Annotated in this window: 25 protein-coding genes and 1 pseudogene; 20 read left to right on the top strand and 6 right to left on the bottom strand. The window is 48.1% G+C overall.

Features of this window, described 5'->3' with window-relative positions:
* The first annotated feature begins 191 nt into the window (after positions 1-191).
* Positions 192-1,187, top strand: a complete 996-nt coding sequence (locus P0X86_RS15290) for an alpha/beta hydrolase (RefSeq protein WP_277748884.1) — start codon at positions 192-194, stop codon at positions 1,185-1,187.
* Between the two features lie 83 nt (positions 1,188-1,270).
* On the opposite strand, the gene P0X86_RS15295 is transcribed toward P0X86_RS15290, so the two are convergent.
* Together P0X86_RS15295 and P0X86_RS15300 are read right to left on the bottom strand one after the other, a co-directional pair.
* Positions 1,271-2,326, bottom strand: coding sequence for a hypothetical protein (locus tag P0X86_RS15295; RefSeq protein ID WP_277748885.1), 1,056 nt, complete (start codon positions 2,324-2,326; stop codon positions 1,271-1,273).
* Positions 2,316-2,890: pseudogene (locus tag P0X86_RS15300) on the bottom strand (sigma-70 family RNA polymerase sigma factor). Before P0X86_RS15300 ends, P0X86_RS15295 begins: the two are co-directional and overlap by 11 nt.
* A 392-nt stretch (positions 2,891-3,282) precedes the next feature.
* Here P0X86_RS15300 and P0X86_RS15305 point away from each other — a divergent pair.
* From P0X86_RS15305 to yedF, 4 genes are all read left to right on the top strand, one after another.
* Positions 3,283-3,540 (top strand): hypothetical protein, encoded by a 258-nt coding sequence (locus P0X86_RS15305; protein ID WP_481858285.1) that lies wholly within the window; start codon positions 3,283-3,285, stop codon positions 3,538-3,540.
* Positions 3,541-3,685: 145 nt separating this feature from the next.
* A complete protein-coding gene (locus P0X86_RS15310) occupies positions 3,686-4,186 on the top strand; it encodes a DinB family protein (RefSeq protein WP_213578538.1) in 501 nt (166 codons plus the stop codon).
* 228 nt (positions 4,187-4,414) lie between these two features.
* Positions 4,415-5,569, top strand: a complete 1,155-nt coding sequence (gene yedE, locus P0X86_RS15315; protein WP_249732797.1) for a selenium metabolism membrane protein YedE/FdhT — start codon at positions 4,415-4,417, stop codon at positions 5,567-5,569.
* The gene (gene yedF / locus P0X86_RS15320; protein ID WP_192571981.1) at positions 5,559-5,786 is read left to right on the top strand and encodes a sulfurtransferase-like selenium metabolism protein YedF; all 228 of its coding nucleotides are present in this window, start codon (positions 5,559-5,561) and stop codon (positions 5,784-5,786) included. The genes yedE and yedF overlap by 11 nt, the downstream gene beginning before the upstream one ends.
* A gap of 175 nt (positions 5,787-5,961) precedes the next feature.
* Here yedF and P0X86_RS15325 read toward each other — a convergent pair whose 3' ends face one another.
* A complete protein-coding gene (locus tag P0X86_RS15325; RefSeq protein ID WP_096773632.1) occupies positions 5,962-6,897 on the bottom strand; it encodes a tyrosine-type recombinase/integrase in 936 nt (311 codons plus the stop codon).
* A gap of 244 nt (positions 6,898-7,141) precedes the next feature.
* Complete coding sequence (locus P0X86_RS15330) at positions 7,142-8,266, bottom strand: DUF4261 domain-containing protein (protein ID WP_277748887.1); 1,125 nt, start codon at positions 8,264-8,266, stop codon at positions 7,142-7,144.
* A gap of 215 nt (positions 8,267-8,481) precedes the next feature.
* On the opposite strand from P0X86_RS15330, the gene P0X86_RS15335 reads away from it, so the two are divergent.
* The 9 genes from P0X86_RS15335 (at position 8,482) to P0X86_RS15370 (ending at position 14,457) form a co-directional block, all read left to right on the top strand.
* A complete protein-coding gene (locus P0X86_RS15335; RefSeq protein WP_277748888.1) occupies positions 8,482-8,964 on the top strand; it encodes a GNAT family N-acetyltransferase in 483 nt (160 codons plus the stop codon).
* 80 nt (positions 8,965-9,044) lie between these two features.
* Entirely contained in the window at positions 9,045-9,287 is a 243-nt protein-coding gene (locus P0X86_RS15340; RefSeq protein ID WP_277748889.1) for a VOC family protein, read from the top strand.
* Positions 9,266-9,436: a VOC family protein gene (locus P0X86_RS33155; protein ID WP_347177545.1), complete on the top strand. Its 171-nt coding sequence runs from the start codon at positions 9,266-9,268 to the stop codon at positions 9,434-9,436. Before P0X86_RS15340 ends, P0X86_RS33155 begins: the two co-directional genes overlap by 22 nt.
* Before the next feature lie 10 nt (positions 9,437-9,446).
* Positions 9,447-9,872, top strand: a complete 426-nt coding sequence (locus tag P0X86_RS15345; RefSeq protein ID WP_277749041.1) for a GNAT family N-acetyltransferase — start codon at positions 9,447-9,449, stop codon at positions 9,870-9,872.
* A 65-nt stretch (positions 9,873-9,937) separates the two neighbouring features.
* Entirely contained in the window at positions 9,938-10,534 is a 597-nt protein-coding gene (locus P0X86_RS15350; RefSeq protein ID WP_036663100.1) for an AAA family ATPase, read from the top strand.
* A gap of 380 nt (positions 10,535-10,914) precedes the next feature.
* Positions 10,915-11,886 carry a metal ABC transporter solute-binding protein, Zn/Mn family gene (locus P0X86_RS15355; protein WP_096773635.1) on the top strand — a complete coding sequence of 324 codons (972 nt, stop codon included), beginning with the start codon at positions 10,915-10,917 and terminating at the stop codon, positions 11,884-11,886.
* A gap of 1 nt (position 11,887) precedes the next feature.
* Positions 11,888-12,616 carry a metal ABC transporter ATP-binding protein gene (locus tag P0X86_RS15360; protein ID WP_277748890.1) on the top strand — a complete coding sequence of 243 codons (729 nt, stop codon included), beginning with the start codon at positions 11,888-11,890 and terminating at the stop codon, positions 12,614-12,616.
* Between the two features lie 3 nt (positions 12,617-12,619).
* Entirely contained in the window at positions 12,620-13,558 is a 939-nt protein-coding gene (locus P0X86_RS15365; protein WP_096773637.1) for a metal ABC transporter permease, read from the top strand.
* Positions 13,555-14,457, top strand: coding sequence for a metal ABC transporter permease (locus tag P0X86_RS15370; protein WP_015735174.1), 903 nt, complete (start codon positions 13,555-13,557; stop codon positions 14,455-14,457). Before P0X86_RS15365 ends, P0X86_RS15370 begins: the two co-directional genes overlap by 4 nt.
* A gap of 82 nt (positions 14,458-14,539) precedes the next feature.
* Here P0X86_RS15370 and P0X86_RS15375 read toward each other — a convergent pair.
* Positions 14,540-15,684 (bottom strand): IS3 family transposase gene (locus tag P0X86_RS15375; protein WP_277748312.1). Its coding sequence is split into 2 segments (ribosomal slippage): positions 14,540-15,390 and positions 15,390-15,684, totalling 1,146 coding nucleotides; the frame shifts between segments, so codons are not numbered across the junction.
* 196 nt (positions 15,685-15,880) lie between these two features.
* On the opposite strand from P0X86_RS15375, the gene P0X86_RS15380 reads away from it, so the two are divergent.
* The 6 genes from P0X86_RS15380 to P0X86_RS15405 all read left to right on the top strand — a co-directional run bounded on the left by P0X86_RS15380 (position 15,881) and on the right by P0X86_RS15405 (position 19,794).
* Entirely contained in the window at positions 15,881-16,426 is a 546-nt protein-coding gene (locus P0X86_RS15380; protein WP_277748891.1) for a GNAT family N-acetyltransferase, read from the top strand.
* An 18-nt stretch (positions 16,427-16,444) separates the two neighbouring features.
* Positions 16,445-16,954, top strand: coding sequence for an NUDIX hydrolase (locus tag P0X86_RS15385; RefSeq protein WP_096773639.1), 510 nt, complete (start codon positions 16,445-16,447; stop codon positions 16,952-16,954).
* Positions 16,955-16,973: 19 nt separating this feature from the next.
* Positions 16,974-17,159 carry a hypothetical protein gene (locus tag P0X86_RS15390; RefSeq protein WP_192571974.1) on the top strand — a complete coding sequence of 62 codons (186 nt, stop codon included), beginning with the start codon at positions 16,974-16,976 and terminating at the stop codon, positions 17,157-17,159.
* A 175-nt stretch (positions 17,160-17,334) separates the two neighbouring features.
* On the top strand, positions 17,335-18,279 hold the full coding sequence (locus P0X86_RS15395) for a glycosyltransferase (RefSeq protein ID WP_096773641.1): 945 nt from the start codon (positions 17,335-17,337) through the stop codon (positions 18,277-18,279).
* Positions 18,280-18,310: 31 nt separating this feature from the next.
* The gene (locus tag P0X86_RS15400; RefSeq protein ID WP_277748892.1) at positions 18,311-18,994 is read left to right on the top strand and encodes a glycosyltransferase family 2 protein; all 684 of its coding nucleotides are present in this window, start codon (positions 18,311-18,313) and stop codon (positions 18,992-18,994) included.
* Between the two features lie 35 nt (positions 18,995-19,029).
* Complete coding sequence (locus P0X86_RS15405) at positions 19,030-19,794, top strand: glycosyltransferase (protein ID WP_213578556.1); 765 nt, start codon at positions 19,030-19,032, stop codon at positions 19,792-19,794.
* Between the two features lie 83 nt (positions 19,795-19,877).
* Here the strand turns inward: P0X86_RS15405 and P0X86_RS15410 are convergent, their stop codons facing one another.
* A complete protein-coding gene (locus P0X86_RS15410; protein WP_277748893.1) occupies positions 19,878-22,478 on the bottom strand; it encodes a glycosyltransferase in 2,601 nt (866 codons plus the stop codon).
* Positions 22,479-22,758: the final 280 nt, after the last annotated feature.

A 22,758-nucleotide genomic window follows, 5' to 3' on the forward strand; every position in this document is an offset into this window, starting at 1 on the left:
GCCTAAAACTCCATTATTCTCATAGCTACGGCTCATGCGCAAACTTCCTTGCATGTGAGACCGTAGTTTTTTTTGCCAGTTCATACTCCGTTCATATTGTCGTTACGGGGAGTACATCTTCATTGGTTAAGATTTCATTAGCGGCACATGGAGGAAGCCTAACCAACCGATCAGGACAGGAGAAGATGAGCGTGACACAAACTGAGAAAGTGAATACGAGGAACGGGAAGAAATCCGAGAAAGCACGAAGTGTATTGCTAAAAATCATTGGAGCAATCGTTATTGCCATCATTCTTTTTCTGGGCATTGTGTATATCAGCAATGTGATCAGCAGCCATTCCGAAGCGAAGCGAATAGAGCCCTATGGCCAACAGGTATCTGTCGATGGCAAAAATATGAATGTATATATTCAAGGAGAAGACGAAGAAACGATTGTACTTCTTCCAGGTGCCGGAACAGCAGCACCCGCTCTTGATTTTAAGCTGCTGATCGATGAATTATCTCCTTTTTATAGAGTTGTTGCCGTTGAACCTTTTGGTTATGGTTTAAGTGATGGAACCGATAAAGAACGAACCACGGAGAACATCGTAAGTGAAGTCCATGAAGCTCTACAGCAGCTTAATATTAACCGATATACGCTCATGGGCCATTCCATTGCAGGCATTTACGGAATTGATTATGTGAGCAAATATCCAAACGAGGTAAACGCATTTGTCGGCATTGATAGCAGTGTTCCGACACAACCAGGCATGGACGTTAAATTCCCAATGAAAAAGTTCGCGTTTCTTAAAAAATCAGGTCTTATGCGATTGATGATGAAGCTCGGTCCCGATCCCTATGCTGCACTAGCATTTGATGACCATACCAAAGAACAAATGAGATTGATTACGAATAAAAACGCGTTAACCGCCACGATTTTTAACGAGATGGAGCATATTCCTTCTAATTTTAAAGGGGCTCAGGATTTAACCTTCCCTAAAGATCTTCCGCTTCTTCTCTTTGTACAAGCGGATAATCCAGACTTTCCAACCTGGATTCCATTGCATGAAGAGCAGGTAAAGGATTCTGACTACGGAAAAGTAATACCCCTTGAAGGAGAGCATTATTTGCATCATACCGAGTACAAAGACATTGCAGAAACCTTTAGCGAATTTATCGAAGAAGTAAAGGAGGGGCAAGCCCTTTAACGAAAATGTGCATAGAATGGATTCAATGAAAAAGCCGGGCTTTCCTTCTATGAAGGAATCCGGCTTTTTGTTGGATCAATGAGTTATTTCTTTGAAGGCGTTACCGATTTGTACTCGATAACTTGCAATACTTTTGGTTCAATTGCCTTTAACATTTGATCATTTGAAAGATTGTTGGCAGGAGTTTCGCCATTCGCTTCACTTTGGATTTGCAAGTCAACCTGTGATTGTGCAATGACATCCACAACCTGCTGCTTCGAGACATTTTTGGATGCTGCAATCTCCACTACGGATTTACCTTTAGCTAATTCTTGCTTTAGTTCAATCGGGCCCATGTTGAGTAAGGAAAAAAGTTTGTCGTCATTCAAAAAGGCATCTGCAAAATAATCAGGCTTGCCATCCGTAGTGAAGAAACCTTCTACTATATCGTCTGAGGACGACGTTTCACTTCCAATCAGCGAAAGACTGATGGAATGGTCCTGAACCAGTACCTGGTAGAAGGGGGCTGTTGATCCCTTTTGGGTGTAATTCAGCATCAACGTTTTCTGATCCGGGTTCTCCATTGGCTCCATAGCAAACTCGTACGCTTCGATGCTGCCGTATAATCCATGGATCAGATGATCGGCCTTCGACTTGATTTCCTGTTCGGTTAAAGCCGTCAGCGGCTTCTCCTTAGGCTCCCAATTCTCTTGAATCACGTGTTCGATCTCACCCGTCACACTGTTGGTATGAAGGGCTATCTTTTTGCCGGTTCCTCCTTTTTCCTGAAGGATGATGCTGGTTTGGACACCTTGAACGGTGCTTGCATCGATGATCTCAAACTTTTTGGTTTCGGGAAATGCGCGGTACAGCTTCTCAAGGGTAGCTTTGCCAATCTCATCCGTCTTGACTTGTTCAGCGGTCATCGGCGTTCTGGTCAGCATTTCAATCAGGGTAGGTGCAGCAAATGCTGCGGTTGGAATCAAAATCGCCGTTGCTACTATTCCAGCTATAAAACGTTTTTTCATGGTTTTTCCGCTCCTTTGTCTTTGCAAATATTGTGTATAGGATTGCTCGATTCGGTTGGTAATGGCTTGAGGGCAATCCAACGTTTCTGCTTCTTTGCGCAGATGCTCTCGGATTTTGCGTTCAATAGTCATTGATCTTTTCCATCCTTTCCGGGGGAGATTCCATATGTTTTTTCGAAGTGCCTGGATGCCCGCATGACATCTGGACTTGACGGTACCCAGCGGAATATCGAGTAGGGTCGCAATCTCCTCCAGCGTATAGTCGTGAAAAAAGCGGAGGATAATGACCGTTCGCTGTTTATCCGTCAGTTTGTGGATGGCCTGCGATATCATTTGGTTCGTCCCGTCCATTAACACCGAAGGTTGATCCCAATGCGACTCTTCCCGGGCGAAGGCACGAATGCGCTCGAAAATTCGGAATCTCCGCCAGCGCTTGACTCGAAATCTTTGCACTTGACGGATGACGAGGCCATGCAGCCAGAAATGGAAAGGTCGGTTCGTATCGTAATTGGCCAGCGACGTCCACATTTGCATATAAATCTCATTCATGACATCTTCCCGGTCCTGCGGATGATCCACCAGAAAGGAAACGGTCCGGTAGACGTCCTGATAGGTGGCATCATACATCGCATGAAATGCCTGTTGATCACCGTCTTTCATTTGTTTGAGTAATTGGAACATATATTCACTTTGCATTCAGAGGGCCCTCCTGGGTAAGCAGCTTACACCCTATATTGTCTCTCTATCGAAAAAAGGTTCGGGTTCTTGATTATTTTTTCTTAAACGATCGCTGCGTTACTTTAAGCTTCAAAGGCGATGTAAGCTGGAGGAATTAACATTGGTTGATAAAATGATGACTCGGCAGTCTCTATTATAGAAGCGCTGGATATGAATTTACTATGGAATACGTGGAAAAGTAGAAGATACTCTATCTGCTGGTCAACAAGGAATAACTTAAAAACCTCGTATCCTTCACGGATACGAGGTTTTTTTAATCATGGAGGGGATTTGAAGATCCATGCCTAGCAAAATCAATGTGGGAAGGCATTGAATATACGCTAAACATTGCGGAGCCTCCGGGATCCAGGGTGATCAAACTGAAATACAACGGAGTAGACCTCCCGGACGAGAAGGAGCTGGATGTGGTCATGAACAGCTACCGGGCAAGCGGAGGAGGAGACTACGTCATGTTCCGGGGCAAGAAAGTGATTCGCGAGATTCTCATCGATACCGCAGAGTTAGTAGAGGAGTATATATCAGGACGTGGGTTCATAACGGCTTCTTGCAATCACAATTGGAAAGTGGTCGTCGAAGCCAATGTCTCGCTTCCAAAGATCGCGAAATAAATTGATCTATTGATGACAATACTTGTCACTATTAGCGATTATGATTGATCTGAGCACGTCATCCGATTTCCTCTCTCGGGGGAAGGAACGTGTAACCGATTTTACCAAGCAGAGAACGAGTTTCTCAAGGAGGGATGGGGTTATCATGTATAGAACCGTTGCCGATTTCATCACGGAATGGAAGGACGAAGCCGCTCTAACGCAAAGGATTTTAGACAGTTTGACGGATGAATCCTTACAGCAGCAAGTATATCCTGAAGGGAGGACGCTCGGAAGGATTGCATGGCACTTCGTAACGAATATTCCTGAATATTTGTCTGAATTTGGCCTTGTCATCGAGCAGATACCAAATTCAGCAGAAGTACCCGCGGCAAACCAAATCGCGGAGACGTTTAAGCTTCTAAGTTCCGACGCAGCAAAAGCAGTTGAAGAACAATGGACGGATGAGACGTTAACGCAGGTTCAGAATGCTTTCGGTCGTCAGGAATCCAATGCTACCATCTTCATGGGATTGATCAAGCATATTGTCCACCATCGGGGACAGGTTACCGTTCTGATGCGACAAGCGGGATTGAAGATCCCGGCGGTATATGGTCCTTCAAAGGAAGGGTGGATTCAAATGGGAGTGGAACACCCGCCGCTGTGAACCTGTACGAGCTTGTTAAACTCGCCATTTGCAAGCAAATGAAGCCGCGATTTTCGCGGCTTTTTTTGTTGAATCTTTCCCTCCCGCAGCGAGGATTTTATAGTAAAATGAAATTTGTGGGTTTTATGATCGATCAGGATCGTGAATTTTCTGGTAGAGGAGTTATTGAGCAAGGTGAAAAAATTATATTCAACATGGTTCGGGAACTACTGGAGCCCCTATCTGGTTATGGCTATGGCCGGTATTCTCAGCGCCGTCTATTTCGGTATCACCCATACGGTTTGGGCCGTAACCGGTGAGTTCACCCGTCTGGGCGGGCATCTTCTGGAATTCGTGGGGGTGGATGTTTCCGGCTGGGCGTACTTCGACCTTGTCCATATGAACGGCACGACCTGGACGCGGACCGACGGATGGATCGTCTGGGGCATGTTCATCGGAGCCCTGATTACGATTCTGCTAAGCGGCAATTTCAAGATCCGCATGCCGAGACAGAAGCGGCGGTATGTACAGGGGTTTGCCGGAGGCATCATCGCGGGTATCGGAGCCCGACTGGCCCTGGGCTGCAACCTCGCTGCCTTTTTTACCGGTGTGCCTCAGTTCTCGCTTCATGCCTGGATCTTCATCGTGGCTACGGGGGCAGGCACTTTCCTGGGTGCCAAGCTGGTCAACACAAGGTGGTGGAAAGGCAAGCCCGTGCTGAAAAAAGGCGGCAGCCTGCCGAGCGTTAAACAGGGTAAAAACCGGCAACCGCTCTTTGGGGCGGTACTCGGTCTGACTTACCTCGCGCTGATTGTCTGCTTCTATGCAACGGGCCGCACCATGCTGGGGACCGCCGCCCTATTCGGCGCAGCGTTCGGCATCTTGATTGAACGAGGGCAGATCTGTTTCACTTCCGCTTTTCGTGATCTGTGGATCAGCGGCCGGGCCACGATGACCAAAGCGATCACTTTGGGCATGGCAGTCAGTTCCGTCGCCACGCTGGTTATTATTCTTGTGTACGGATTAGAGCCGATTACGAAAATTGCCGCTCCCAGCACCTTGATTGGCGGACTGCTGTTCGGTCTGGGCATCGTCATGGCCGGCGGCTGCGAAACCGGCATGATGTACCGTTTGATGGAAGGACAGGTTGTCTTCTTGCCTGTGTTTATCGGTAACATTGTAGGAGCTACCGCATTAGCATACGCTTGGGATCACATGGGGGTATACGATCTGCTTGTGAAGAGCGGCTCGCCTGTCAACCTGATCACCGCCATGGGTCCGGCGGCTGCTTTAACGGTTACGCTCATCGTACTCGGGGTCGGATTCGCTGTCGCCGCGTACTGGCAAAAAAACTACCGCTTCGGCGTAGGATTCAAGAAAGGGGATGCAACACATGTCCGTTGATTTTACTCTGGATCTCCGGGGGGAATCTTGTCCTTACCCGGTCATCTATACACTCGAAACGCTGCGTGATATGAAAAAAGGACAAATGCTTCAGGTCATTTCAGACTGTCCGTCCGCGTTTCGGAACGTGCCGGAGGAAGTTGTCAAGCACGGCTACACCATGGCACAGGAACCGGTCAAAAATGGCCAGGAGTTCAGCCTGTTCATTCAGGCGTAACAGGATCATCATATTTGCAGGAAAGCCCCCTAGTGAATGGGGGCTTTTTCGCGTGCATACGGGACTTGGGAATCCGAACTTCCTTTGGCAGCATGGTTGCTGCCGTTTTCACTTGCAGAAAGAACATGAGCGGTGACTATGTTACAGGTTGAGTGCTTGCAAACCGTGTCCTTTGTCACGGCTTGGGTGTGAAGAGAAGGGGGATCGCCGGTCGGATTTTGTTCATGGCGCGCTCTTTAGTCTCATCCAGCACATGGGTATAAATCTGCGTGGTGGATATATCCTCGTGTCCGAGGAGCTCCTGCACAGCACGCAGATCAGCTCCGTTGCGCAGCAGCTCGGTGGCAAAGGAGTGTCTTAACTTATGAGCGGATAGAGATTGCCCGGATAACTGCGGAAACTGCTCGGTCATCGCCTCAAACGTCTTCTCGGCTATCGTCTGCACCATGCGTTTACTGATTCTGCGCCGAAACTGCGATACGAAGAAGGCGTTATCCTTTGAGCTTCTGGGTGCCATCCGTTCTTCCAGGTACATTTGCAGCAGCTTGTTCAATTCGGCGGGGAGGGGGATGTATCTCCATTTATTGCCTTTACCCAGCACTCCGATGCTGGAGTTCTCCAGATCAAAGTCCGATACATTCAGCTTCACGATCTCGCTAACCCGAAGACCCGCATAAGCCATAAGCGCAATGATGGTCACGTCTCGAATTTTATATCTTCCTTCAATCCCGCTCAGGCAAGCATCCAGAATCGGCTTTTGAAGATAGGTAGGCTGACGGTTTTTCTCCACCTTGGCTTTTTCGATATCCATGGCAGGATTGGTGCTCGCCAATTTGAAACGGATCATGACTTTATAGAAGAGACGGATGGCGGACTGGCAGCGATTTCGATATCGTGCGCCGGCACCGCTTTCCCGCACCTGCGTCAGATAATACATCACATCAATGTCTGTGATATCCGTGATGGGTTTCCCTTCAAGGCTGTTCAGAAAGTGCTTGATATCATGAAGATAGGCCTGTTGTGTATCCTTGGCGTATTCGCGATCCTTCATATAGGAGAGAAACAGCTTCATTTCCCGCTCATAGTGCTCAAAAACTTCGGTATAGTTCATCGCTTCACACCCGTCCAATCGTTTAGAACAGAAATTGCATTAAATATAGATTTAATGCAATTATTATTATAGCAAAATCGAGCAATTTGGCAAAATAATAGCGGCCGCCCAGCGTATGCCAGTTGCAAATTCCGTCAAGGAGTGGAAGCCGTCAACAAAGTCGTAGTCGTTGGAAAATATAAAAAGCACGCCAAGTCCATATCGATGGCTAGGCGTGCTTTGTCGGAGAGTTGATTCGTTAAATTCAGTATTTGATTTTAAGAGTGTCATCAGGAAGATACACGCCCTCGGAGCGGGTAATCGGAAGCTTCTGTTCCGCGGAGAAGCCGATGGTTTCCCCGTCCCTTAGCGTGACGTCCTGCTCCACGATGTATAAAGCAATGTCCATCAGGAATTCACGGAGCTCGGCAGGGGTCGCCTGGCTGTCCAGCACCTCGATCTCATCCTTGCCGAAGGCTCTGAGCCCATAGGTATATCCGTTGATTCCGGTTTCGGTGCCAACTAAACCAAAATATACGAGATTTAACAGGGGAAACAGATCTTCGGTCTTCATCGTTTCGGCCATATCGATATAGAACTCAGGCTGAAATACGGTGCCGGACGAGTAGAGCCCGACGGCATTCGGCAGCTTCAGGCAGCTGGCCGCCAGTTTGACGTACATTTTTCCGCTATCCAGCGGAGACGCGGAGCGCTTCAGCACGGCCAGAATAAGCTGGGCAACATGGGTTTGGGTGACCTCGGCGGCCTCGGGCCACAGGTAGTTCCCTTGAGCGTAATGCTCGGCCTCGCCATCCGGCACCGGGGCATTGATGAAGCTGACTGCAATCATGCAGCCCTCCGCCTCAAAGACCAGCATGCCTTCCTTCTCCTCTTCGGCGCTGCCGTCTTCCGGGGAGCAGGAGATGCTCCAATCGCGCAGAAGATTGGCTTTGATCTGCTCCAAATCGCATTCTGGCGAGTTCAACAGAACGAAGCCGTTGAATATGCCGGATGACGTTTGGTTGTCTGCCGCGTCATCCTCTGGATTCTCCGCCGATTCATACTGCGCCGCCTGTTGCATCCAATACTCCCGGATCATATTGACCATGGATATCGCTTCCTCTTCCGCGGTGGCAGGATCATAAGGCTGCATCTCACTGAATACATGACCGCAATGCTCGGTGTCCGAGGCATGTTCATAACCGCCGCACACGCCAACCAGCCATTTACCAAGCATGGATTTCTTATATTTAAATATGTAGTAATGCATGCCATGGAGATTGAATTCTCCGGCTAATTCGATTTTGCTGGGTTTATGTCCAAGCTCTCGTTCATTTGCAAGCCATTCGATCATGGCTCGCTTGGCCGCTTGCTGTTGCACTGTCGTCATGGGTTTCTCTCCTTAACTATGTGTGATATATTAACTGTTATATTTTACAAGCTATTGAATGGCTCAGCAATAGATGGAAATTGCTAGTCTATGACCAGAAGATGGTATGGCGATTGCCGTCTTCACATATAACTGGCAGGATGGTTACATAGAATGTGGAATAGGGTGTTTCGTTAAAATTATAAAAATGCTGAGATGGCATGAGAGGTGAGAATGTGAAACTTGCAAGGATTTCATATGAACAGAAGAGCGTATTGCGCAGCCTCATGGAGTTATATCAATACGATATGAGTCCGTATGAGGATGACAGCGATAATGACGTTAACGAGTACGGTCTTTACGATTATAAGTATGTAGACCATTACTGGACCGAAGAGGGACGCCACCCTTACTTTGTCAAAGTATCCGGGAAGCTTGCCGGATTTGTGTTGGTGAGGGAAATCGAAGCATCAGATCTTTCAGATACCGGTTACTCCATGGCAGAATTTTTTATTCTTAAGAAATACCGCAAGCAGGGTATCGGCAAACAGGCGGCATTCCAAGTATTCGAATGGTTCAGGGGGAAGTGGAGCATCGCTTGGCTGGAAAAAAATCTGCCGGCGCAAAACTTCTGGACAACGATCATCTCGGAATATAAGGCGGGCGAATATTCGGAAACCACGTATGCAGGCAACCCTGCCATCGAATTTTATTCTTAGCATTCAGCACTTACGAAAAGTTCTTGTTAAGCGAGTCGGACGATTGTATTATGGAAGGAAAAGTAGCCGGAGATGATCTTATGAGCAGGATTCAATTCTCAGTTCAAGTTCGATTGGTATCCGATCTTTCCCGATCCAAGCAGTTTTATGAAGAGGTGCTCGGTTGTGAAGTGAACGATGTTTGGGCGGTCAGGGATGATTTTGCGCTAGGTTTCAAACTGATTCAGGCGGCAACGATGACGGACGTTAACCGAATCCGCCAGGCCAGGATCAACAGACGCCTTGGGATACATACGCCTATGTGGATACGCACCGCGAATTAGACGAGTTGTATGAAGAACTAACCTCTCGCGGGGCAGAAGTGGTACAAGAGCCTGTGCTCATGGAAGCAGACTGGGGCGTGTGGAAGGATTTTGCGATCAAGGATCCGGACAATTACGTGATTGCATTTGGCTCCGGTAAAAGGAACTGACGGTATGATGATGGACATCGATCTGAAGCGGATTTTGATAAGCAGCGACCCTTCCCTCCTGGATATGGATGCCATTGTACATTTTTTGCGTCAAAGCTATTGGGCTAACGAACGCTCCGATGAAAAAATTAAGAAATCGCTAGAGGGCTCAACATGTTTTGGCGCCTATATCGACAACCGGCAGATCGGATTTGCCAGGGTCGTGACCGACGACGCAACCGTGTATTGGTTATGCGATGTGTTTGTGGATGAGTCTTACCGTGGGCATGGCATAGGAAAGAAATTAATCGAAACGATTACCACCAGCGATGACTACCGAAATTTATTCGGCATCTTGTCGACGCGGGATGCCCATGGTCTATACGAACAATATGGATTTATCCGCGATCACGGAAAAACGTTGACTCGATTGCCGGACTTTCTGAGAAAAACATAATTTTACTTAAGAGACGACATGTGATACAAGCAAAACCCTGTTAAAAGGAAGGGGTACTTTCATCTATGATTATTTGGGTGAACGGTGCATTCGGATCGGGCAAAACCCAGGCTGCGCATGAGCTGCAGCGAAGAATACCGAACTCGTGCGTATACGATCCGGAGAATGCAGGTTATTTCATTCGCGATAATCTTCCGAAGGATGCCACACGCGATGATTTTCAGCATTATCCGATGTGGAGGGAGTTTAACTACTCCATGTTCAAGTATATGGACCAGGAATCCGATCAATTGATCATTGCTCCGATGACCATATCAAACGCGTCATATTTCGATGAAATCGTTGGGAACCTGAGACGGGATGGCGTTGTTGTCCGGCATTTCACCTTGTGTGCTTCCAAGGAAGTCCTGCTAAGACGATTGCGGAGCCGAGGGGAAGGTGCGAATTCGTGGGCAGCGCAGCAAATCGATCGGTGCATGAGCGGATTCTCGAATGAAGTGTTCCAGCGTCACATCGATACCGATCATCTGTCAATCGACGAGGTGGTAGAAACCATCGGTGCTTTGGCCGATGTGAAGCTATTGCCCGATAACCGCAGCAATAGCAGGAAGAAATTCGACCGTTTAAAAACCAAGTTTGCGCACATTCGGTTTTTTGGATAACCCAAGGGTTGTGATCGATCAAACCATATGAAAAAAAGACGATTTCTCTTGACGAGAAGTCGTCTTTTTTGGTGCATTGAACATGAATGAAATCCTAGCCTATTAAAATATTTAAATACAGCTAAATATTTTGCCTATGCGAAAAATAGATCCTGATTGCTCGGATATTATGGATTAAATCAAGCTTTTGAAGAAATGAAATGAGATACCGCGTGTACGAATTTATAAAATAACATTGACAAAAACCTAAAGATGAATTATTTTTTGTACATAGGAATTAATGTTGCATTAATGCAAAACAATTGTACGACGGCAGGACGAGGTTTTCATTTACATTAGAATGGTCGACTCATTATTTATTTGGAGTGGAGGAGAAGAAGATGAAGAACAAGAGGACTAGTAGAGGCAGGATATTCATGGGGGCAGCCATTCTGGGTTTGTTGCTGGTATTATCCGCATGCGCATCGGGAGAAGCGAAGCAGAGCGGAGCGGCAACCGAGCAGGCCGACAAGAAAATACGCGTGGTAACCACCATTGGACAGATTGCGGAACCCATCTCCGTCATCGGAGGAGATCGGGTGGAGGTGCTGAGCTTGATGGGACCTGGCGTCGATCCGCATTTATATAATGCCACACAAGGCGATATCAAGAAGTTGGATAGCGGGGATGTTATTTTCTATAGCGGACTTCATCTGGAAGGCAATATGACGGAAATCTTCGAACAGATCGGAAAAAACAAACCCGTGCTGGCGATAGCGGACGCCATCCCGAAGGATCGGTTGCTTCAGGATGACACGCAGGCGACCGATCCCCACGTATGGTTTGATATCGATCTATGGAAGACCTCCTTGGACTCTGCAGTGGAAGAGCTGAAGTCGCTGTCTCCCGCCGATGCCGACTATTTTGAAGAGAACAAGCAGAAGTATTTTGCGCAATTGGATGAGCTGAAAGCGGAGGCAAAAGATAAGCTGGGGCAAATACCGGAAGAGCAGCGGGTCATGGTTACCGCTCATGATGCCTTTGGGTATTTCGGCCGTATGCATGGTCTGGAAGTCGTCGGCCTTCAAGGCCTGAGCACTGAGGATGAAATCGGCCTCTCGGATATTAACGGCACGATCGACCTACTGCTGGAACACAAGGTGCCTGCCGTATTCGTCGAGTCCAGCGTCAACCCGGCATCGATCAATGCCGTCATTGAAGGAGCTGCCAAGAAAGGACTAAATATTAAGCTTGGAGGCGAGCTCTTCTCCGATGCCATGGGCGAGACGGGAACGACGGAAGGCACTTATATCGGAATGTACCGTCATAATGTCGAAACAATCTATCATGCGTTAACAGGAAGTGGTGAATAAGATGTCTGTACTTGAAGTTCAAGATCTCCATGCATCGTATCGAAAAAATAAAGTGCTTCACAACGTGTCCTTCAGCGTGGAGCAGGGCTCGCTAACCAGCATTGTCGGGCCGAACGGCGCCGGCAAATCCACCTTGCTTAAAGTCATGCTGGAGCTTCATCCGAAGCTGTCGGGGAATGTTTCCTTCTTCGGGTCCAGCTTAAGCCAAACGAAAACCCGCGTCGGCTATGTGCCGCAGCGGGGGTCCGTGGACTGGGATTTCCCGACCGATGCGTTGGATGTCGTCATGATGGGTTTATACGGACGGGTGGGGTGGCTGAAACGGCCAAACAAGAGCCATAAGGAAAAAGCGATGGCATCCCTTGATCAGATGGGCATGGCAGACTTTGCCGACCGGCAGATCAGTCAGCTCTCCGGCGGACAGCAGCAGCGCGTATTTCTCGCAAGGGCGCTCGTTCAGGATGCCGATCTCTATTTCATGGATGAGCCGTTAGCTGGAGTCGATGCCGCAACCGAGCGGGCGATTATGACAACCCTGAAGGATCTGAAAACGGCGGGCAAAACCGTGATGGTGGTCCATCATGATCTGCAGACGGTTGAAGATTATTTCGACCATGTGCTGCTGTTGAACCGTACGGTCATTGCGCACGGGAAGACGGAAGATGTCTTCACGAAGGACCAAGTTTACCGCGCATACGGCGGTTCGCTTCGCTGGATGAAGGAGGCGTAAAGCATGCTCAATTCATTATTGTCGCCGAACACACAGTGGGTACTGTTAAGCACGTTAATCCTGGGCATGGCAGCCGGCATGATCGGCTGTCTTGCCTATTGGAAGCGGCAAAGCCTGATGAGCGATGCATTGTCTCACGCAGCGCTGCCGGGTGTCGTGATCGCATTCGCTTTGACGGGAAGCAAGAACCTGCTGGTCATGATTCTCGGGGCAGCCGCCAGCGCTTTAATCGGGGCCTGGATGATCCAGTGGATTCGGACTTCCAGCCGCATTAAAGAGGATACGGCGATGGGCATGATACTATCCGTGTTTTTCGGTTTGGGCATTATGCTGCTGACGATCGTGAACCGTACGGGCGGCGGGAATCAAAGCGGACTGGATAACTTTATTTTCGGGCAGGCGGCATCCATGGTTCGCAAGGATGTGGTTACGATGCTAATCCTGGCTGTTCTGGTCATTCTCGTTGTCTCGATTGGTTTTAAAGAATGGAAGCTATTTCTGTTTGATCCCGATTTTGCCCGGGGGTTAGGGCTGAACGGCAGACTGATGAATACCCTCTATATGGGAGTGCTCGTTCTCGTCATCGTCATCGGCATTCAGGCCGTCGGCGTCATATTGATGGCGGCCATGCTGATCATTCCGTCCGTCAGTGCAAGATATTGGACACAATCCTTCAAAATGATGGTCATTCTGTCGGCTGTATTTGGAGGCGGCGCCGGGTTTGTCGGTACACTCGTGAGCACTCTGGGAAAAGGATGGCCTACAGGGCCCTTTATCGTTGTAGCTTCCTCCGTGTTGTTCACGATCTCTCTGGTCTTCGGCGCAGAGAAGGGTCTTCTGATTCAGGCTCTGCAGCTCCGCTCCCAGAAAAAAGAACATAGGGACGCGGGCAGTCAAACCGTTCTTGGTCCCCGTATTTCCGAGAGGGGGAGCAATCAATGACTTATACCGCATGGATCTTACTCACAGCCTCGCTCGTCGGATTGTCCTGCGGCATCGTCGGCGTGTTCCTGATTCTGCGCCGAATGGCGATGATGGCCGATGCCATCAGCCACACCGTGCTGCTCGGCATCGTCACGGCGTTTATCGTCACCCGAGAACTCAGCGGTCCGCATATGCTGGTCGGTGCGATCATAGCCGGCCTGCTGACGGCGGTACTGGTTCAATGGTTTCATTCCCGGGGCGTACAGCAGGACGCATCCATCGGCGTTGTTTTCACAACCTTGTTTGCCATCGGCGTCATCCTGATTGCGACCCAGGTTGGCAACGCCCATCTGGATACAAAGCATGCGCTCATGGGCGAAATCACGTTTGTGCCATGGGATGTGATGCACGTTCCGCTTCTAGGCGAGGTACCGAAAGCGACCTTTATGCTGGCAGCCGTTCTCTTGGTCGTGCTTATCGTGATCCTGGCATTCTATAAAGAATGGAAGATCACCTCCTTTGATCCGGCACTTGCGGCCAGCATCGGCATTCCCGTCGTGCTTATGCATTATGTGTTCATGTCGCTCGTCTCCATCACAACGGTGGCCTCCTTTGATGCCGTGGGGGCGATCATGGTGGTGGCTATGTTAATAACGCCTGCCGCGGCTGCTTATCTATGGACCGATAAACTCTCCATCATGCTGGCGCTAAGCGGGGCCTTTGGCGTCATATCGGCATTTATGGGCTATTATATCGCGGTATGGCTGGACACCTCCATTTCGGGATCCATGGCATTCGCAACCGGAATCGTATTTATCATCAGCTTTCTGTCCTCTCCGCGACATGGCGTGCTTTCCCGTTATATTCATAAGTTCAAAACGCATGACAGGGAGAAGAAACTGGAAGGAATTTCTTAATGTGAGATATTGAAAGAAGCTTGGGGGATAGGCTGGGGACTGACCCCCGTTTGTGAGACAGGGATCAAAACACCTTGCAAGTTTAAGCAGCCAGTTGCCGGAAATGAACCGGCGATTGGTTGTTTAGTTTTGTTTGAATGCGAATTGAGTTATAGTAAGTAATGTAGTTTCGAACGGTCTGCTCGACGATTGCCGTCGTCGTACAGGTTAAACCTTCGAGATAGAACGTTTCAGACTTTAGCGTGGAATGAAACGATTCGATGGGGGCATTATCAGCGGGCGTACCCTTGCGGGACATGCTCATGGTAATGCCTTTTCCCTTTACTGCTTCTTGATAGGCCTGAGATGTGTAGACGCTGCCCTGATCGCTATGGAGCATGGTGCCTGGTAGAGCGGGCAGCTGACCCAGCGTGTCCAGAACAAACCCGGTATCTTGCTTGTCAGAAATACTGTACGCCACAATCTCTCCGTTAAACAAGTCCAAGATACTCGACAGGTATAACGTTTTTCCGCCAAACGGCAAATACGTAATATCTGTAACGAGTTTTTGCATGGGGGCATCGGCTTCAAATTGGCGCTTTAACAAGTGTTCTGCGATGTAAGCTGGCTGCCCTGTAGGTTTGCGTTTCTTCACTTTGACACGACATTGGAGCCCCTCGCGCTGCATAATCCGCTGAACGCGTTTATGGTTAATCTTACGCTCCATCCGAAGCAGAGCCGTGATCTTTCGGTATCCATAACGAAATTTATGCTGACTACAGAGTTCACGAATCTTCTCTACCATGTGATCTTTACATGGGTTCTCGTGGGCGTCCTTCCAGCGATAGTAGGTGGAGCGAGAAAGCCCGATCCATGCACACGCTTGGGTTACACTGACTTCTCCTCGAACGGACTCAACCCACTCCACTACAGCCTTTGGCGACACCTCCTTTGCATTTCCACGAACTTTTTTAGCAGATCTAACTGTTGTTTCAGAAACCGATTTTCCGCCTGTACCTTCTCGAGTTCAGATGTATATTCAGGCCCTTTACCGTAGCTGTATTGTTTACCGACAGGCTGCTCCAACCGATTCCATTGGCCACTGCGATACCATCTCATCCAGGTCTCTACTTGTGTCTTATTTCGTATGTTCAGTTGGTCCATGACTTCTTTCACTGGAATGCCATCCAACCTCATTTCAATAGCTTTCTTTTTCACTTCCACTGGATAGCTGACTCTTGTTGCCAACGCAAAAACACCTCCAAAGTTGTCCCCATATCTTACGACATGGTTGCATTCTCTTGAAGGTGTTTTTAATTTGTCTCACGTTATGGGGTCAGTCCCGCTGCCCGGCTTCTTTTTTTATCTGCGACATACAGCGTGGTATAATTGGAAAAAATCACCTCCGCCTGTGCCGGAGGCTTCATGAAGGAGTGAGGTACCTATGCAGTTAGAGTCCCCTAGACTGACGATCCGCGATTTCCGGGATGAGGATTTTGCGAGTATTCATGCCTATGCTTCAGATCCAAGAGTGACCGAGTATACGATGTGGGGACCCAATACGGAAGAAGATACATGGAAGTATGTAGGGGAAATCCGCCGAATGATAGAGCAGAGCCCCCGTAACAGCTACGAGCTGGCGATCGTATTAAAGGATGGCGGCCAATTGATCGGAGGCGTGGGGCTTCATCGATCCGATACGAATGCAGAGCTTGGATACTGTCTGAATCCTGCTTATTGGCGGCAGGGTTATGCTACCGAGGCCGCTAGGGTCATGTGCCGCTTCGGCTTCGAGGAACTGGGAGTCAACCGGATCTATGCCACCTGTCGGCCGGGAAACGTCGGGTCTGCTAGCGTCATGCGTCACATCGGGATGAAGCAGGAGGGGCATCTACGGCAGCACTTATGGTTTAAGGGCCGTTATCATGATTCCTATTTATTCTCCATCCTGAAAGAAGAATTCGACGGGAGAAAAGACCAACCGTCTTGAAAAGGAGCATCTGCCCGTATGGTAAATAGCGAGTTATTGATCCGCCATAACGGAATATCGATTTACGAGGAAACGTCAGGCAAAGTGTATTATACCAAGGAAAATTATGTGTCCGTTGTTGTTCTGGCAAAGGATGGCGATCAGCTGCTGCTGATCCGTCAATACCGAGCGGCCGTGGATGATTACGTTATTCAGCTGCCTGGCGGCGGCGTAGGCGAGGAAGAGGACCTGGAATCGGCGGCTCGACGTGAAATGCTGGAGGAAACAGGCTTCATCTGCGGTGAGCTTCACTACCTAGGCAAGCTGTACCCGGCGTCCTGGAGGTGCAACGAGATCGCTCATGTCTATTATACCGATGAGGTAATAAGCCAATCCGGCCAGCAGCTCGAGGGATACGAGCGCATTGACGTGGTACGTATGAGCGTCACGGACTGCTGGCACGGGATAAAGGAGAATAAGCTGCAGGATTCCGAACTGATTTTTGCCATGATGCAGGGCTTGCTTAAGGAATTCATTCAGCCATCATAATACGGAGGTTCTTGATTAAATGGATTTTGTAGAGATTTTCATGATTGTGATAAGTATCGTAGTTTCCACCATTGTTATTCGTTACGCCATCAATTCATCCAAAATCATCATTAGAATGGATGCCATGCTTCAAGAGATGAGAGCATTGAGAAAAGAAATTCAAGAGATCCGTGCCAATGAACATATTATCGATAAAAAAGTTTAGTTATCAGTCAAATTCATTGGAAATATACGGCTGCCTTTAGTGTAGGTTTCATTCTACGCCATGGGCAGCTTTTTATTGTTAATGATGGACGTATTCATCATTTTGCATGGTCTTGCAAACTTGTCGGGGAGGATTCGAATATACTCTATTACGAGCGGATAAGGAGGTCGACATTATGGGAAGGCACTTGCTGATCTATGACGTGCCCTGGTGGATCCTGGGTAAGAATGCCAAGGTTATTCAGCAATATCATCCATCGTTGGACCTCATGTCTATGAGCGAATTGGATCTCTATCTTGAACACAAAAGCAGTGGAGAGTTGAATCACCAATATGATCACATATCCGCCATGTGTCTTGGCATTGCGGCTTATTGCGTTTTCAAGAATATCCGCATCGATTCAGCGGCAGCCGTCTCCTATTATTACTTCAGTAAACACTACGAAACCTATAGGGAATGGAAGGATGAACTCGTTCCCGATCCTGACTTTCTCAGGCTGGTCCTTCCTAGAATCGGAAAGCTGGGCGCTATAAATCGGAGACTGGCCTCCATCTTGCAGGCTGTAGCGCCGAACACATCTGTGGAGTATATCGGTCATTTCGTGGATGACAAATTGTTTCAGCCATTGCCTATGGCTCGAATAGACAATGCTCCATTCGTGATCGGATGGGCCGGAGATCCCTCGAAAACCTCTAAAAACTACAATACTTTGTATATGCGAATTAAAGAGCATTTCAAGAGTGACGAAGGAATCGCTTTTATCGAAACTTCCGGTGCTCACACTTACGAAAGCATGCCGGGTTTTTATCATAAGTTGAACTTGTTGTTGAACACGGGAGCCAATGAAGGAAGCGGGGCTACTGTGCTGGAAGCGTATGCTTGCGGGGTTCCCGTTCTTTCCACGAATGTCGGTAATGCAAAAGATGCGGCTCACCCGGCTGCCCATGGACTGATATTGGATAGTGACTCTCCCGAAGATTTTATACACAAGATTAACCATTGGAGAAGTCGGACGGATGAACTTCGAGAAATCGGGTTAAGGTGCAGGAGTCATATAGAGTCAGGTTGGAGGATCGACCATGCGATGAGCCGATGGCTCCGCGTTTTGTTTCAAATTTAGTTAAGCTCTGCAGGTGAGGAGGAAGAAAAAGATGTTTGACCAAGTTTCCGTTCTGATTCCCTACCAGTCGGATCAAGGCGGGCCGAGGGATGCTGCGCTCAGGTGGGCGCTGGATTTCTACTCGCGGACGATGCCGGGCATAGAAGTATGCATCGGTGAGGTCTCCGGTAATCCATTCAGCAGGTCGAAAGCCATTAACCGCGCAGCCCGCCAAGCAACCAGAGATATATTCATGATTGCCGACTGTGATATCGTATATGATCCCAACCTCGTGCTGGAAACGATATCTTACGTGAATGATCGTCAATGGGTTATCCCGTTCAGTCGTATATTACGGCTGCCGGAGGACATCTCGCAAATGATCCTGTCTCAAACAGCGGATTGGCCGATCCCAACGATACTGGGAAATAGAGATGAGAACAGCGCTTATTATCTGGGAGGGTTGAATGCATTAAAACGAAATGCGTTTGATGCGGTGGGGGGATATGATGAACGGTTTATCGGCTGGGGCGGGGAGGATGAGGCCTTCGCATACGCAATGGACACCCTTATCGGTACCCACGTTCGATTGGACGGTGAAATGGTGCACTTCTGGCACCCGTTTGTTGGACCTGAAGGCAATCCCCATTATGAAACCAACTATGCCTTGTACAAACAATACAAGGAGGCAAGGGGGGATGTTCAGTCTATGCGCAAACTGATCGGCAGAGGTTAAGCGTAAGGGCCAGAACAGGAAGGAGAGGATATTCCATGAAGCTGTCGGTCATTGTACCGGTTTTAAATGAAGAAACGTTCGTCCCTTTATATATCGAAAGCGTGAGCCGTTTTGCTCATGAAATCATTATGGTCGATGGAGGAAGCACGGATGGCACTTTGAAGCATATTGAGCGCCTGCAGGATCGTTATCCAATCCGGTTGTTTCGTTTGCAGCAGAATGGAATGCCTTACACCGATGATTGGAATGAATCCCAAGTACGTAATTTCCTGATCGATCAAGCTCAGGGAGACTGGATTATGAATCTGGATATCGATGAATTGATGGATGATCGTTTTCAAGAAGCGCTGCCGGAGCTTATGGCCAACGCTGACGTGGATATTTACCAGTTCCCATTCGTCAATTTTTGGGGAGATCCGTGGACCATTCGAGTGAATAGCCCAGGGGATGAGCGATGGTCCAATGATATAACGAGAATGTGGAGGGCGAATAAAGGGATTCGTTATCGTGATGAGAAGCATCATTGCACGCTTGAGGCGGCAGAAGGGCAGAGCATATGGAGTATTCCAAGAGGGCGAAGCGATGTGAATATATACCATTATCATTATGCTTTGGGACGTAAGATCAAATTTAATGACAACCGGAGAAAAGACGTTAATTTACTTGAAAACGAAGGCGTGCCAGATTGGAGTTTTAAGCATTCGGAATACGAGATAACCACAACTCCCTTTCAAGGTCGTCATCCAGAAGTCATTCGGCGTTACTTAAAGAAAATGGAAAAAGAGCCTCATTCAAATTAAACGCCCTGACCATGCTTCTGAACGAACTTCAGAAGCATGGATGGGCTTTTATTCTCCAGTTCTTTAGGGAGTTCCGTTTTATACTATACGGTCGATATATCCCTTGTAAGAGACATGACATTACTTACGGTATGAGTCACAAGAGCATCCCCAAACACCTTGATATCGGGCAAGTTGGATTGAAGAGCTTTAAGCCGATGATCATGATAACAAAGCGAATCCGCTACAAAATGGTCGGAACGCAGGTAGGGGTAAACATCGGTTGAACCGCAGTATACTACATGATCAAATGTGACTTGAGAGAATAAATCGATCCGGTTTGTGAAATACAGTCTTGGACCCACCTTGCGAGTTCCGATTATCGGTTTGCCGTGGTATTCATGCGCATATACGATGACATACAAGTTCTCATCCTCCGTCAATCCCATGACGATTTTCTGCCAGCGTTTGGAGTGGGCATCCCATACTTTATCACCCAGAACCAAAGCGAACTTCTTCCCTGTCACATGAATCCGATTGGCGATTTCCTGTGGATGATCCGCCAAATGAAACAGGCTGTGAGGACCTTTCGGCAATCTCCAGGTTTTGTTCCATTTCTGCTCGTAGTATGCCTTGTTCTTTTCCCACAACGAATCGTATGCTTGGGGCCTCAGTTCTTTAATGGTGGCACTGCCGTAATGATATACAAAAGCATCTTCGACGATAGCCAGACGGTAACCTGCATTGCGCACCCGTTCACAGTAATCATCATCCTCGAACATGCCAATTCCATAGGCCGGATCAAGGGAACCAACCTTATCCCATACACTACGCTTCATGGCAACACAGAAGAATCCAAGCAAATCGGTATATCTGATTTTCTCATGGTACAGCTCATAGAAATCATGCAACCAACGAACATCGGCACCGTATACCGCGTCGCCGATGAAATGATCCAACGCTTGATCATTACCCACATAATTGGACATCGGGCCCGTCATTCCGATTTGCGGGTCTTCGTGAAATGGCCGGAGCAATCGGGTAATCCAGCTGCCATCAGGTACTAACGTATCGTTGTTAAGCAAAATCATATACTCACCTGTTGATTCCAGGCATCCGAGTGTGTTCCCTGCGGAAAAACCAAGATTTTCCGGAGACGAAATAACTTTAACCAGCGGGTTGTTAAGAGCTTTAAGGTGAAAAGAAGTTTGATCCGTCGAGGCATTATCGACGATTACAACTTCCAGGTTTGGATAATGTCCCTTTTGCAGCAAACTGCGGAGACATTGCTCGGTGTAAGACCATTTATTGTGAACGACAATAATGACGCTAACCTTAGGAAACAGATGCTGTGTAATGTAGTCGTTTAGAACCTGGTATCTTTGAACCCAGTTATTATGACGGGCGAATTCTTGCCTTCGTTTGATCTGCTCGGTACCGGATTCCTGAAGTGCTTCATGAATTGCCCGTTCGAATTTATCCGGCGTATCTGCAATGGAGACCATATCGGAAGCAACGGCTTCAACCTCTGGCAGGTCGGTAGATACGACTGGTTTTCCAGCCGCAAGATATTCGTACAGTTTGACAGGATTTGTAGCCTTGGTGAGCATATTCTTCATGAAAGGAATTAATGCAACTTGGAATCGATGTAAATAGATTGGCAGCTCATGATAGGGCTTCTCCCCCAAAAGTACGACGTTGTCCAGCTTCTCGACGTCAGTGGTATCACAACCAAAGGTGTGTCCAATCAGAACGAATGTCCATTCGGGTCTGTTTCTGGCCACTGTTTCGATCAGGCGTATATCGAACCAGTCGGATATCGCCCCGTAATAACCGATAATCGGCTGCTTTAAGGACTTCAGCTCCGTCAACGATTGTTCAGGCGGTTTTAAAAAATGAGAGATATCAGCGGCATTGCGGATAAGGACCGTGGATGGATTATGTTCAATAGCCCAATCGTACAAATGCTGTGAGGACGTTACGACAAGCCCGGCCACCCGAAGCAGGCGTTCCTCCTGATGGAGCATGGCAGGATCATTGGTCGAGAAACCCGCATGATGATCCATGCAATCATACACGATATGATGTTGCTCCATGGCCGTGACAAGAGGAGTCCAGAACGGTAAATCGACAATCGATACCATTTGGGATATCCCGAATTTGTCTCGTACATGCTCTATAGACCATTTTAGGTACTGGATATCCCAGCTGCTCATCTCATCTTTATATAGATTTAGAGGTTTATGCGCGCACAAAGTAACGAGCCATACGTTTCGATCGATGTTCTTAATCGAGACAAAACGTCCTACCTCTTCTTTGGAAGCCTCTTCCTTGCGCAAACCGATGATCTCCGTGGTTACATAGAAGACACGATGTCCCTGTTGAGCGAACTGTTCGGATAATTGCTGCGGCCGCTGCCATCTGAATTGCCAATCAATGACGGGAAAACGAATAATGTCGTATAACGGCGCTATCCCGGGTGCAAAAATCTCCGTTACCCGGGGCCCAGCATGGACAGGGGCAGCCTCGTATTCAAAAGGGGTGACGGATTGTTGATGAGTTGTATGTGATAGGAAAATCGGAGGTACCGGCTGAACTGACCGTTTCTTTTTGTACAATTTATAGTTTGATTTACGAAGCTTAATCTGACGGGGACTCGTGCGATTCGTGGAAGATCTGCGCCGGTTGTTTGTGATTTTATTCAAGAGTAGCCTCCTCTCTCGTGTGTGATTGTCTCTTTAACAAAGTATGTATCACCCCATGTATCTGTATGGGTAGAACACCATCCGGCATTGGTTTTATCAAAATGGGTATGTATGATTCCCGCATTGAAATATCTTGCAACAATTTATACGGATCTATAGTTGTAGGCCCTTTTCTTATCTTTGGCTATTCAGGTTTCCATTGGATGGATTTATACATATTGTACCAGTGACTATATGGAGGGAGGCAGCTAGTGTGAGGAGATATTGGAACCGAAGCCAT

The sequence above is a fragment of the Paenibacillus sp. BR1-192 genome, from assembly GCF_029542445.1.
Lineage (GTDB): Bacteria > Bacillota > Bacilli > Paenibacillales > Paenibacillaceae > Paenibacillus_AQ > Paenibacillus_AQ lautus_A.